Source organism: Paenibacillus alkalitolerans, assembly GCF_016482785.1.
Lineage (GTDB): Bacteria > Bacillota > Bacilli > Paenibacillales > YIM-B00363 > Paenibacillus_AE > Paenibacillus_AE alkalitolerans.
Map to the genome: position 1 here is coordinate 809,497 of NZ_JAEMXM010000001.1, position 13,361 is coordinate 822,857.

The 13,361-nt window shown below is 50.3% G+C and carries 11 protein-coding genes and 1 pseudogene; 1 reads left to right on the top strand and 11 read right to left on the bottom strand.

The features are described from left to right. Positions 1–76 precede the first annotated feature (76 nt). The 5 genes and pseudogenes from JET16_RS03405 to JET16_RS03420 all read right to left on the bottom strand — a co-directional run bounded on the left by JET16_RS03405 (position 77) and on the right by JET16_RS03420 (position 5,209). Positions 77–970: a M23 family metallopeptidase gene (locus tag JET16_RS03405; protein ID WP_199614163.1), complete on the bottom strand. Its 894-nt coding sequence runs from the start codon at positions 968–970 to the stop codon at positions 77–79. 195 nt (positions 971–1,165) lie between these two features. Further along, positions 1,166–2,521 carry an SMP-30/gluconolactonase/LRE family protein gene (locus JET16_RS03410; protein ID WP_199614164.1) on the bottom strand — a complete coding sequence of 452 codons (1,356 nt, stop codon included), beginning with the start codon at positions 2,519–2,521 and terminating at the stop codon, positions 1,166–1,168. 153 nt (positions 2,522–2,674) lie between these two features. Beyond that, complete coding sequence (locus tag JET16_RS03415) at positions 2,675–3,754, bottom strand: GNAT family N-acetyltransferase (RefSeq protein ID WP_199614165.1); 1,080 nt, start codon at positions 3,752–3,754, stop codon at positions 2,675–2,677. A gap of 35 nt (positions 3,755–3,789) precedes the next feature. After that, positions 3,790–3,900: pseudogene (locus tag JET16_RS31040) on the bottom strand (dihydrodipicolinate synthase family protein); the annotation flags it as partial. A gap of 298 nt (positions 3,901–4,198) precedes the next feature. Beyond that, a complete protein-coding gene (locus tag JET16_RS03420; protein ID WP_199614166.1) occupies positions 4,199–5,209 on the bottom strand; it encodes a metallophosphoesterase in 1,011 nt (336 codons plus the stop codon). 487 nt (positions 5,210–5,696) lie between these two features. Between JET16_RS03420 and JET16_RS03425 the strand changes: the two genes are divergently transcribed. Continuing rightward, complete coding sequence (locus JET16_RS03425) at positions 5,697–7,565, top strand: alkaline phosphatase D family protein (protein WP_199614167.1); 1,869 nt, start codon at positions 5,697–5,699, stop codon at positions 7,563–7,565. Positions 7,566–7,699: 134 nt separating this feature from the next. Here JET16_RS03425 and gucD read toward each other — a convergent pair whose 3' ends face one another. The 6 genes from gucD to JET16_RS03455 all read right to left on the bottom strand — a co-directional run bounded on the left by gucD (position 7,700) and on the right by JET16_RS03455 (position 13,356). Further along, the gene (gene gucD / locus JET16_RS03430; RefSeq protein ID WP_199614168.1) at positions 7,700–9,166 is read right to left on the bottom strand and encodes an alpha-ketoglutaric semialdehyde dehydrogenase GucD; all 1,467 of its coding nucleotides are present in this window, start codon (positions 9,164–9,166) and stop codon (positions 7,700–7,702) included. 13 nt (positions 9,167–9,179) lie between these two features. Next, positions 9,180–10,346 carry a UxaA family hydrolase gene (locus JET16_RS03435; RefSeq protein WP_199614293.1) on the bottom strand — a complete coding sequence of 389 codons (1,167 nt, stop codon included), beginning with the start codon at positions 10,344–10,346 and terminating at the stop codon, positions 9,180–9,182. Next, entirely contained in the window at positions 10,339–10,647 is a 309-nt protein-coding gene (locus JET16_RS03440; protein WP_199614169.1) for a UxaA family hydrolase, read from the bottom strand. The genes JET16_RS03435 and JET16_RS03440 overlap by 8 nt, the downstream gene beginning before the upstream one ends. Then, positions 10,644–11,543, bottom strand: coding sequence for a fumarylacetoacetate hydrolase family protein (locus tag JET16_RS03445; RefSeq protein ID WP_199614170.1), 900 nt, complete (start codon positions 11,541–11,543; stop codon positions 10,644–10,646). The genes JET16_RS03440 and JET16_RS03445 overlap by 4 nt, the downstream gene beginning before the upstream one ends. An 80-nt stretch (positions 11,544–11,623) precedes the next feature. Continuing rightward, on the bottom strand, positions 11,624–12,397 hold the full coding sequence (locus tag JET16_RS03450) for an IclR family transcriptional regulator (RefSeq protein WP_199614171.1): 774 nt from the start codon (positions 12,395–12,397) through the stop codon (positions 11,624–11,626). A gap of 32 nt (positions 12,398–12,429) precedes the next feature. Beyond that, positions 12,430–13,356, bottom strand: coding sequence for a U32 family peptidase (locus JET16_RS03455; RefSeq protein WP_199614172.1), 927 nt, complete (start codon positions 13,354–13,356; stop codon positions 12,430–12,432). Positions 13,357–13,361: the final 5 nt, after the last annotated feature.

Sequence of the window (13,361 nt, forward strand, 5' to 3'; positions counted from 1 at the left end):
TTTGGTACGAACTCGCAAATGCGGACTTGGGAGTCACTAGAGGAATCCCCCACCTCTTGCAAGGTGGGGGAGGATGTCAATGCACGATTCCGTAGCTTTGCCAATACACCAATGCGCTATAAGGGTTGACAGCATGCCATTCCGGAGTCGTCTTATACATGCCGATGTGCAGATGCGGTACGAATGCCCCGCTCGTGCCTTCCGGGCCGTAACCGGTATTGCCTACATACCCGATTAATTGCCCTTTCTTCACTTGAGCTCCTGTGCCCAAGCCTGCGGCGTACTTGCTTAAATGCGCATAATACAAAACCGTGGTTTGATCTTCGGCAGTACGGATCGTAATTCTCCAACCGCCGTATGTATTCCAGCCGTAATTGATTATGGTGCCGTCGGTTATGCTGTATACGGGAGTTCCGATCGGAGCCTCGATATCGACGCCTTCGTGCGATCTTATTACATTGTTCGTGCTGAAATCTCTCACAACGCCATAGTCGTCGTCGAACGGCTTGTACGATCCTTTCGCCAACGGAAAGACGCCTTCCACGACGCCGGCCGGCTTTTGCACGACGGACGGTACGGCAGGCTGCGAGACAGGTGCCGACGAAGGAATATTAATGATTATTCCGGTATACACGTTAAGCGGATTGACGGCCGGGTTTGCTTTGAGGAGACTGTCCAATGAAATGCCGAACTTCTTCGAGATGATCCACATCGTATCCCCGTCCTGTACCGTATACTTCCGTTCGGGAATTTGAATGACAAGACCTTTATAAAGATTAAGTGGATTTACGTCGGGGTTCGCATTTTGGAGATCGGTTACGGAAACCTTGGTTGCTTGTGAAATCTTCCAAAACGTATCCCCCTCCTGCACGGCATAAGAGGATGCCAGAGCGGTAGAGGCAAATGCGGCGAGAGACAATGCGGAAGTAACGACTGCGCCCATGACTTTCGTTTTGAAATTGTACATCATTTTCTTCCCTTCTCTAAGATGTCATTTCCATTGTGCAACATTGGTACTGAATCGTATATCCCCGGTGCAGCCCATTTTAGGGCATGGACTTTATACCTATTAATCCCGATTAGTAGGAATATATAACTATATTATTCGTGAAAAAAGAGCCCATACTTGATGAGCTCATTTGCCGGAATGCTATTATTTCTGAATCTATTTCATAGAACCGAAATCGATTGTTGCAATCGACGCTCCGATTCCAGGCTCGTTCGGTGCGTTGTCGCCGCGCGGCAGATCGAAGTTGCTGATGTACAGCATATTTCCGACAAAATAGAGGCTCGCCGGAAACTCAAGCGGTCCTTCATTATCGTTACGCGCGATTTCCTTTACTTTCCCGTCGAGAGTAACGCGCACAATCGCATTACGCTCGTTGGCCGCTACATATATTGCGCCGTCCGGCCCGAAGTTAAGGCCGTCCGCTCCATATAACAGCGGACTTTTCGCCAGCTGTTCCGGAGCGCCGAGCGAACCGTCCTCTTCCACCGTGAAGCGGTTCACTTCGCCGGAGCTGGTATTGCTCACATACAGATTACCGTCTTGTCCGAAGGCAATCCCATTGACGACGATCAGCTGTTCCTGCCTTTCCGGAGTGATTCCGCTCTCGTAGGTGCTCAGTTCTCCACCCGGAGTCACCTTATAGATATTTCCGGTAGCCCCGCCGGTGACATACAGATTGCCTTTGTCGTCGAAAGCCAGTCCGTTGGCACCTTTTACTCCGCTTATATATGTTTCTATCTTGGAAGTATCGAACGGTTCGCCTTCGAGATCCTGAGCATCGATTTTATAAATTAGACCTTCTTCTCCCCCGCTTGCGATGTACAAGTTTCCGTCTTTATCGAATGCCATGCCTGTTCCCGTACGAGGAAGCTCGGTAAGCACGTCCGTCTCCCCGCTGTCGGCAGAAATCCGGTAAAGCTTTTTCGAATCCATTTCAACGGTAAACACCCGGTTTTTCTCATCCGCAATGATGCCCTCGATTCGAAGCCCCGTTGCCTTCTCCGGGTCCAAGTCCTTCAAGATGGTAACCTGCGGTTTGTTCACGCCCTTATCTTTCTCTTTCTCTTCCGGTTTCGACATCAAGCTGACCGAGCGGGTCTGCTCGTCATATACGACCTTATATTCGAATATTTCGAAAACTGCGCGGACAGGTACCATCACAGCGCCATCTGCAATATACAGCGGTGCGGTTGATGGCTCTTCCATGTTGCCGGCCTTGTTATTATTTGCTCCCTCGGTCAGTTCAATGGTTACGCCTTCTCTGCTCAATGATAGCGACTTGGCTTCCTCGTTCCATTTCGCTTCCGCACTCAGCTGCTCAGCGACAATTTCATATGGAGCATATAGATGATGACTCACCAAACTGCTTTCCATGACAACTTCTTTCCCGTTAATCACCAGCTTCATGTCCGATTTGACCGTTTGGACCGATTCGGCCGCCCATCCCGCAGATGAGAGCGCCAGACAACCAAGCGCTGTAATAGCAGCAATCAACGGTTTCTTTCTCCTCATTAATTCTCCTCCTTGAGTTTATTTAGGCGTACTAGGCGAATGAAAGTCTAATACAAATTTATCCATTCGCCTGAAGGGTTAATATTCCTTCTTTTATAAATCGTTTACATAGAAAAAAAGACCCGCGAGGGTCATACTTCAGCTGACTTGCCGCTATATGAAGAATACCCCTCCGGTGAACGGCAGCGGGACGGGCTTCCAGTTGTTGCGTGCTTGCTCGGGCAGCTCGACGCCGCCGGATGCCCGGTCAAATATGAACGCAACGAGCTGTTCGGGCGTGAGGCTCTTTGCAATGTCGGCAACGGGTACGGTTGCGTTCTCCGCCGAGAGCCATGGCTTCAGCTGTTTCAGCAATGCATCCATGTTTACGATCTTAACCGTCCCTTCATTGTCTTCCTCTTCATATCCGACGCCGCTCATGAGCTGATGGATCGCCGTTTCATGCCAACCGACGCGCATTACAAGCGTGTCCGTTCCGCCGAGCAGCGAGTGGCATTTCCCGGCTAGACCCGCAACCAGTTCAGCTTTGCCCGCCCATTCGTATACGACGGCACGTTGATCTTTCGCTCCTACGACGGCAAAAGCTTGCACACCGCCTTCCGCCGTCTCTGCGACGAACACCTTTTGCCTTGCTTTCTCGATGCCGGCCACTGCTTCCGCCTTGATGAGTGCCGCCAAACCGTTCACGTCCGATTCGAAGCGAACATTTTGCGAGTGGGATAGTTCATGCAATGCGAAGATGTCGGATACATCAGCCTCCCTAACCGTGACGGCATCGGCGGAAGCGTGCTCCGCCGATAACGCTGCCGCGGCTTGGCCGTCGACCGTGTACTTTCTGACACGGCCGAACCGGCAGCAATCCACTCTCGTGTATAAGGAGCGCGTTCCCGATACAAACAACAGCGATGCCTCCGTACGATTCAGGTATGCAAAAATCTCCTCCAGCACCTGAGAAGCGATCCCGTGCCCCCGGTACGCGGGATCGGTGCATACCGAGCCGATGGAGAACGCCCTAAGTCGGGCTTCTCCTACGCAAACCGTCCAAGGGACCAACCCGAAGAAGGAAGCCAGCTTGCCTTGATCGAACGCTCCGAAAGACAAGTGCTTCACCCCACCGGAAAATATGTAGGGAAAAGCAACGGCCATCGACGTTTGTTCCGCGTCTCGGAACGTCCGGTCGGACAGCTTCGCCGCCTCTTCCATCTCTTTATCACTCAGCATTCGAATTTCCATGTAGGCATCATCTCCTTTTTATATATTCAAATTCTTTATCCGTTCAGCCATTCCTTCAAGTATGAGCGGACAAATTCGTCATCGTGCAAATGTAGGTAGTCGCGGTACACCCGGTCAATCTCCTCCGCTTGGCCGGGGGATAACGTTCTGATCCGGCAAATTGATGCGCGGGTTTTTCGAAATTACTTTTATTTTCGAGATTGATCCGATGTCTTCTGGCCGAATGCGCGAAAAATCGTTGCATTTGAATGAATCTCGCTCGATGGTGTCTTCGACGCCAATCCTTGGTATTTCAGCAAGTGGTATTTGCCGTACCATAGTGAAGCACGCGCAGCGTGCATCAGGTAGACCATTGAAGGTGCACCGCCCTCTTGTTGGGCGGTGCACCTATTTTCCCCAGAAACAAAAAAGAGGAACCGCCGTCAAGCGAGTTCCTCCGGTTTATCAAGCGATTGAATCTTCTTTGGCGTTCGTCTTCTTGCCGATCATTAGCACTCGATCCGGCTCCCGGCCGTAGCCTTTGATCACCAGCCCTTCGGGGTAAACCCGAACGATGGAGTACGCATTGGTATCGGCCGTTTCGACCATACCTTTGAAGTTTAAATAGTGTATCCCGTTCTTCTCCGCATAGTTTCCGGCATGATTATGACCGTTGAAATAAGCTACCACATTGCCGGCGGACTCGAACGCCTTGATCAGAGCATCATCGTTCCACGTGTTATGCATGTTTTCCGGAGCAAGCGGCATGTGTCCCATTACAATAACCTTCTCCCCCGCCAGGACGGACTTTGCGAGAACATTTTGCAGCCAAACCATCTGCTCCGAGCCGACGCCTCCGTTCCACGTCTGTGCATTGTCGACTCCGCTCCATTTCAACACCTCATAGATGTTCCGGGCTTCATTGTATTTCTCCGAACCGACGGGATACGCGTAAGTGCTGATGTCATTCGTATCCAGTACGATAAAGCGCCATCCTTGATAGCCGAAATCATAGTATAAGCCGGGCATGCCAAGCAGTCTCGCAACTTTCTCGCCTTCCATCGCAAAGTCGTGGTTACCCAGCAAATGATACTTCGGCACGTTCACTTGATTGAATACGGGGAGAATCTTCGAGAAACTGGCGGCATCCCGGTCGATAAAATCGCCAAGGTGGACGGCGAAGGCAAGATCGTTCTTATTGAATGTGTCTACGGCTTCCGCAAGCTTCTCCAGAGAAGCGCGATAATAACGGGTTCCTTTCGGATCGACATCTGCATATTGCGCGTCAGCCACAAGGCCGAACTGGAAGCTCATCTCCCCAAATTTATGGGAAGGAGCTTCAGATGCAGCCTTGGCAGCTGGAATGCCGGTTAAGGGGCTAAGCAATGACAATCCTAACGTCACTCCGGCCAACTTTGTCGTCTTCTCCAGGAAAGTGCGCCGATCCATCTCTTTGTCGAAGAAGTCTCTTTTCATTGTTATTTTCCTCCTTTTACTATGAATCTAGTAAAAAGGTAAAGGAAAAATATTAATGGAATGTTTGGGCAACGTTGATGTTTTGTAAAAATGAATTTATAAATACTTCATTTGAGTTTTACACTTCCTTGACAAACGCCGCGTATTCTTATCTAAATCTAAAAATATATATTTTCTCAGGTTAATTGGAGGTGAATTGATGTCATGACGTTCCAAAACATTGCCGGAGTTATTCAGAAACTTCGCAAGAACATTAAGCGTATTCAAAAGCGCCACCCGAGTCTTGTTGGGATTGGATGAAGATGCAGGTTTTCTATGAATCTTGTTTTTTTACCGATAGGGAGTTCGATATGATGAGAGACCGTACAATAAAATGGACTGCTCGAAATGCCGTAACTTGAACCCCAATCTTTCAACGAAACAAAAACGGTTTAAACTCTCGTTTGCTAGATTTAACTGTATAGTCAAATAAAGCAGGAGGTTGAACATGGATAAAACTCGCAGAATTTTTCTAAAGTCCCTTCTTGCCGGCTCAGCTCTTCTTGTGGCTGAAAGCTTGAGCGGAAACAGTCTCGTCAACATGGTCAAGGCAGCAGATAACGAAAAGCCGTCAAATCTGCCGATTTTTACCCCGGTTTATAGTCCGGGTGCAGGTTTTCCGCAGTCGGTTGCTTCCGGAGACCCGACTCCGTCTGGGGTGATTCTTTGGACGAGAGTGGATCCTTCTATCATCCAAGGGGTCAGCGGAAATGAGTATAATCCCGGTTTGATGGAATGGATTCAGGATTCTTCGAAATCCAAGGTCAATTCCTCTGTTGTGGAAGCGATTAATAACGGGCAATTTATTATGTTCGAGATCAGTACCGAGCCGGATTTCAGTTCAACTGTATTGCGGGGATACGCGCCAATCTATAGTGATTTTGACAATGTTGTGAAGATTGACTTGGATGGATACCTTTCTCCACGAACCACCTATTACTATCGCTTTGTAACTAAACCGGGTTATGTGAGCAAAGCAGGAAAATTTAAAACCCTGCCGGAATCTGACGCATATTTGTCCTCTGCTCGGTTTGCTTATATTTCTTGCGGTGATTATACGAACGGCTACTTTAATGTTTTACGCTTTATTGCCGAGGAGGAACTGGACTTTGTCGTACATCTCGGTGATTACGTTTATGAATCTGTCGGTGATCCCACTTATCAAAATCCGCTCCCTGACCGGCAAATCACTTTGCCAAGCAACACGTCAAAAGCATTTACGATTGATGACTACAGAACACTTTACCATACGTATCGTTCCGACCCCGATATGCAGAAAATGCATGAAAACCATGCGATAATTGCGATCTGGGACGACCATGAGTTTGCTAATGATACGTACTATCCGGCGGTGGCACCGGATGACAGCCTTGAATCATCCCCCGCCCGCAGATTGACTGCCAACCAGGTATGGTTTGAATACATGCCGGCCCGGGTGACATTCGATCCGACTCTCGGTTTCAAAGATTCTCTAAAAATCTATCGTTCGATGAAACTTGGAAATCTGGCCGAGCTGATCCTGACAGATGAAAGACTGTACCGCAGCTCTCACCCTTGCGGGGAAGGAGAAATCGGTGAGAGATATCTGGCTGACGGATGCGACAAGATTCATGACCCGAATCAATCAATGCTCGGTGTAACAACGAGCGATCAGAGAAACTGGTTTTTAAACCGGGTGAAAACCTCGACGGCCGTTTGGAAGATCTGGGGGAATGAAGTACAATTCGTACCTCTGAAGCTGCTGGGGAAGTACGTGAATCTTGATGCTTGGGATGGATTTGCAGGAGAACGCAAGTTGATTTCACAAGAATTAAAAGATGCGGGAGTTCAGAATTTTATTGTCATAACCGGGGATTTTCATACATTTGAAGCCAACGTCATGAAAGTTGACTATGAAAATGATCCGGATTCGAGTGCGATCGGTATCGAGCTGATGGTGGGTTCGGTCACTTCCTCCAATCTGAAAGAATTGATCGAACAAGCTGTTTATGGACGAATTACCAACTCGAATCCGCTTCCCCTGCCGGTGATGAAAGAAATAATAGAGCGATTTATGGGGCCAATTACCGTTATAAGTGATGCGATTGTCAGTGAGGCGATAAATAAATTAACAAGCCTCCTTCGAATCGAAAATCCATGGATTAAGCTGTTTGACAGCACAACTCATGGGTACTGCATTCTGGAACTGACAATGAATAAGGCAACTTGGACGGCCTATTCGGTGGATACGGTGAAATCCCGAAATGCAAGCAAACGATTGTTGTGGCAATGCGAAGTGCCGCAGGGAAGAACGACCCTCAACGTGATTGCCGGGTAAAAAAATACCAGTGTGCCGTGAGGAATAATGTCTCAAAGCACACTGTTATTTATTGTATCGATATCGCATCGATTAACCGTAGATTCTGCAGTAAAACCGCCCGTGGAACAAGTGCAGATAATAATATATCCTGATCATGGTTTGACAAATACTGTTTTGATTGATGTATAGAATTCAATGGCTGCTTGCCCCTGCTCGCGTGAATGAGAGCTGGATTGCTTCATGCCGCCAAACGGGGCCTGCAGTTCCACACCGGCAGATTCTGCGTTGATTCGCACGAGGCCGGCCTCGATTTCGTTTATGAATGAAAGCATGCTGCCGATGTTTTTGGTAAAGATGGACGCGCTTAACCCAAATTTGACGTCGTTGGCGATGTCAAATGCTTGTTCAAGCGTGTCCACTTTGATCAAGGCGAGAACGGGTCCAAATATCTCTTCTTGAGCGATGGTCATGTCGGATGTGACGTTTTCAAAAACGGTCGGCTCCACGTAAAAACCTTGCTCCAGTCCGTTCTCTGTCAGCCTGCGGCCGCCGTAAACGAGCGTGGCACCTTCCGCGATGCCTTTTTCAATATAAGACAGCACGGTGGTTAATTGGCTTTCACTTGCGCAGGGGCCCATCCAGGTGGTGTCATGCAGCCCGTCACCGATTTGTAACTGCTGTACCTTCGCCAGCAATTTTTCTTTAAACGCGTCATACACCTCGCTCTGAACGATTACCCGGCTGGTCGCCGTACACTTTTGCCCTGTGGAGCGAAGCCCGCCGCTGACCGTCGCCTCTACCGCGAGATCAAGATCTGCATCAGCGGCTACAATCACCGGATTTTTGCCGCCCATCTCCAGCTGGTATTTCGCGCCCCGCGCCAGCGCACCCAGCCCCACGCGTTTACCTACTTCATCGGAGCCGGTAAAGGTAATACCATTGATGCCAGGGTGATCGATGATGCCTTGGCCGATGACGGAACCGGGGCCGGTCACCAAGTTGACGACACCTGAAGGCAACCCTGCTTCAGCAAAACACTCGATCACTTTTGCAGCTGTCACAGCGGTCTCCTGGGCCGGCTTGAATACGACCGTATTTCCGTAAACGAGTGCGGGCGCGATTTTCCAGATAGGAATGGCTACGGGGAAATTCCACGGTGTAATCACACCGACTACGCCGAGCGGCACTCGCGTGGTAAACATGAAGGCTTCGCTGTCAGTCGATGGAATCACGTCCCCTACCTTGCGCATTCCTTCTCCGGCGTAATAGCGCAGAATGGCAATACCACGGGCGGTTTCACCCTTCGCTTCCGGATAGGTTTTGCCCATTTCCCTGGTCATCGTCTCGGCGATCTCATCCAGCCGCTTTTCCAGTGCGTTTGCCACCTTGTACAGGTACTCTCCACGTGCGGGCGCGGAAAGTTTGCGCCATGTTTGCTGTGCCTGTTTAGCTGCAGCTACCGCCTGATCGAGGTCATCCCGGCCGGATTTTTGTACATACCCGACAATTTCTCGTTTGTTAGCCGGATTCATACTAGGATCTACCTGGTTGGTCGAAGCGGGGATCCAACTGCCGTTCACGTAGTTCAGATACGTTTTGACTTCCGTTTTCACTATCATTTGTTCCACTCCTTTAAAAGGTAGGTCCGATCCGCCAGATGCCAAAATCGTGCTGTTTGAGGATTTCCGATTTGGTCAGCTTTCCCGATGCGACCAGCGACACTTCATCAAAGATCCGCTGTCCGACAGCTTCAATCGATTCCTGTCCGTCGATGATCGAGCCAGAATTAATGTCAATGTTGTCAGCCATTTTTTCAAAGATTGCGGTATTGGTGGCAATTTTGATCACAGGTGCGATCGGCGAACCGGTTGGCGTTCCCCTCCCGGTGGTAAACAGAACGACTTGCGCTCCACCCGCCACCATTCCAGTGAGTTGCTCAATGTCATGTCCAGGCGTATCCATCCAGACCAACCCTTTTTTGCTTGGTGTTTGCGCGTAGTCAATCAGTTCTTGTAAAGGTCGGCTGCCCGCTTTGTTAGCTGCTCCCAATGACTTTTCCTCGAGGGAGCTTAACCCGCCTTTGATGTTACCCGGGCTCGGATTACCTGTGCGGATGTCCACTCCCATCATGAAGGCGCGGTCCTCCATCGCTTTGATCACTTCATACACCCGCTTCGCCACTTTTTCATCCACTGCCCGGTTCGCCAGCAGATGCTCGGCACCGATCAATTCGGTCGTTTCCGCAAGAATTGAGGTGCCGCCGCGATCGACAATCATATCACTGACGACGCCCACCGCCGGATTCGCCGAGAGGCCCGAGCAGGCATCGGAGCCTCCGCACTCCGTCCCGACGATTATTTCGCTGAAATCGCACAAATCTCTCATTTGCGCCGATGCATCCTGAACGATCTTGGCGGCGATTTTCGCTCCATGCGCAATTGCCGTCAACGTCCCACCGTGATCCTGGATGGAAACGACCTCTACCGGCTTGCCCGTCTTGGCGATTTCCCCTGCCACGCTTCTTGCCTGGTGAGTCTCGCAGCCGAGTCCGAGAACGACAACGCCGTATACGTTGGGATTAGCTCCCATCCCTGCGTAGGTGCGAAAGGTTTGCTCGTAATCGACTCCGACTTGAGCACATCCGTGCTGATGGATGAACGATACGGTCCCCTGTACCAGTTCGGTAATCTGCTTGGCCGCCTGCGTGGCACAGGTAATGGTCGGCAGGATCAGCACATGATTGCGCACCCCCACTTTGCCATCCGGCCGCCTGTACCCCCAAAACTTCCCGTTAACCAGCGTCGACAATGCGATCACCTCTTCCCCGTTTGCCTTCCAGATTGTGAACGTGTACGTGTTCTCCCGCCCTGATATCTTTGGTTGCCACGCCAATCACTTCGCCGTACTTGAGTATGTCTTCACCCTGTTTCATCGGGACAACGGCAAATTTGTGCCCGAATTCGATCGGATCCTGCAGCGTAACCTCGAAGGTTTTATCCTGGCACGTTACAATGACCAACTCACCGGCGGCAATGGACTCCAATGCAACCGCCACTTTATCCTGCGACTTCATCATCACCGTATTGTAAATTTTCGTCATACAGAAAGACTTCTTTCCATCTGGCTTTTTACCGGATTGCTTAATACACCAATGCCTGATATCTCAATTTCGATGTGATCTCCGTCTGCCAACGTAAACTCATCCGGAGGAACGATACATGTGCCGGTCAACAGCACGGTGCCGTCAAAAATTTGGTTATCCCGCAAAAGATACGCTACCAGATCGTGCAATTTCCGCTTCAGCTGCGCTGTGCTTGCCGTGCCTTCCGCCACTTTTTCTGCGTTGCGGTAAATGCGGCATGCGATTTGGAATGCGTACGGATCTTCTATCGTTTCTGCCAAACGTATCGCCGGGCCGATCGAGCATGAGCGATTCCACATCTTTGCCTGCGGCAGATAGAGCGGGTTCTCACCTTCGATATCGCGGCAGCTCATATCATTGCCGACCGTATATCCTACGATTCTTCCATCTCTCGCAAGCACCAGGCCCAGTTCCGGCTCGGGAATCTGCCAGTTTGAATCGCTGCGCAAATACAAATCCTGATTGGGACCGACGGTGCGGGCCGCGGTCGATTTAAAGAAGATTTCCGGCCGCTCCGCTTCATACACTTTGTCGTAGAAAGTTGTGCCGTCCAGCTTCCCGCCTGTCGCCTCGTAGTTTCTCGCATTCCTGCTTCTTTCGTAGGTGACTCCGCACGCCCAGACTTCCGGCGCTTCCAACGGTGCCAACAGCTGAAGTTCTCCCACTTTTTGCGGTATTGGCTGAGAGGTTGCGATCACTTCCTTGACCAAGTCAAGCGGGGTAATCTCTCGCTGGTCAGCCTCGTTGACCAGCTCCATAAAGTCTGTTTGCGGCAGCAGATGCACCCGGGAATCATCGGTAACGGCTGCAAGCGCGGGAACTGAGTCTCCCTGCACAAATCGAATGATTCGCATATGGTTCCCTCCAAATGTTTTGTAATATAAAACGCAGTTTTAAATTTGTGACAAATGACACCCGAAGGTGCATTCCATGTTCATTGATTTCGTGAGGCAATACCATAACCCATCTGCGCTGACATCTCATCCGCTGCAGGTTTTAACATCTCAAGAAAACGCATCAACTTTTCATCGTCTACGCGTGACACCAACGTGGAGAGGCTGACAGCGGCGACAACATGCCCTTTGTGATTTCGGATCGGAACGGCAATGCAGCGAACACCCGGCTCGTTCTCTTGATTGTCGACAGCGTATCCCGCCTGACGCACTTTCTCCAGTTCCTTCCGAAAATCCTGTTCATTTGTAATGGTATTCGGCGTTCGAGGGATATAATGATAGCCGTTCAAAATTATTCGCAGTTCATCTTCGCTCTTCCATGCGATCAGTGCCTTGCCCACCCCTGTCGAATGAACGGGGGCTCTCCTGCCGATGCGAGAGTACAAAATAGTTGCCAGTGGTCCTTCCACTTTGTCAATATACACACCCTCTTTGTCATCCAGGATGACAAGATGAAGAGTTTGACCCGTTTTCTCCGACAAGTCAACGAGATACCTTTTCACAACTTTCCGAACATCTAAACCATGGATGACAAAATTTCCTCGTTCAAATAGCTTCATTCCCAGCCGATACTTCCCGTTTTCCGGGTTTTGGTCAATATAGCCATGCACAAGCAGTGTCCTTAACAGGGAATGAACGGTGCTTTTGTGCAACTGCATACGCTCGCTGATATCGGTGATTTTTAATTCGGTTTCATGTTCGTCAAAGAGATCGAGAATTTTCAGCGCACGTTCCACAGCTTGAATAATCGGCATGCTATCCATCCTTTAACCATTTGATTACGGAGTTATTTTGGAACCGCTAATCCGGCGGCCCCTTTTTGCGAGGTTTTCAAATCGGGCGCATACCGTTGAATCATGTCCAGACCGATGCGAGCGCGGCGTACCCGCTCTTTGCACAAGCTGATTGACGTTTGTTCCAAATGAGTGCCGGAAGGGTAGATGTTGGGCGAATTGCGCAGGCCGAATTTGATGTAGACTGGAGCGGCGACCCTGATGATTTCCGGTATTTCATAGTGACGGATAAACCCGCCGATATCGTCAGGCGCTTCCACGTAAATATCAATCGGGATATCCACAGCTTGGCGGATTGCCGCCAGGCGCGGCAGCGTAAGATCGGTGGGGACATTGTACGTGCCTGCGCCGATTTGTTCCATGATCCGGATCGATACGGGGTTTGCCTGGGCCATCTGAACGGAGATCTTCACGAGCAAGTCGTCAGGAAGCTCGCCTATTTTTTTGAACTCGTTGACCAGCCACAAAAGCCCCTCGTCCGCCACCAAAATACTGCGGATTCCTGCACTGCACGCTCGTTTGATGTCTTCGATCGAATATACCAGCTGGTCCATCCCCTGTACCCGCAGACCGGCTATCTTTCCCGCGCTGGCCCATGGCATCGGTGTAATATCCCACGTGCCGCGCGGTCCGACAAACAGGCTGACCTCAAGATTTTCCCGACGGCCGATAGCAGCCATTTGTTCAAGCTCCCCATCGGTCAGGAGCATGATTCCGCTCCCCTGCGATACGCGGTGAATCGTCACATCGTGCGTTTCACATGCGTCAAGCACCGCTTCAAAAGAGGCTGGGCCTTCCACACTGGGAATTTCCACGCGGTATTGGGCTCCGTCAGGAAATGTTTTGGAAGAGTTGGGCAAATCGTGACAATCGCTTGCCGGAAAACCCAATTTCTCGATAACCTCACGAGTATGTTTCAACTTTC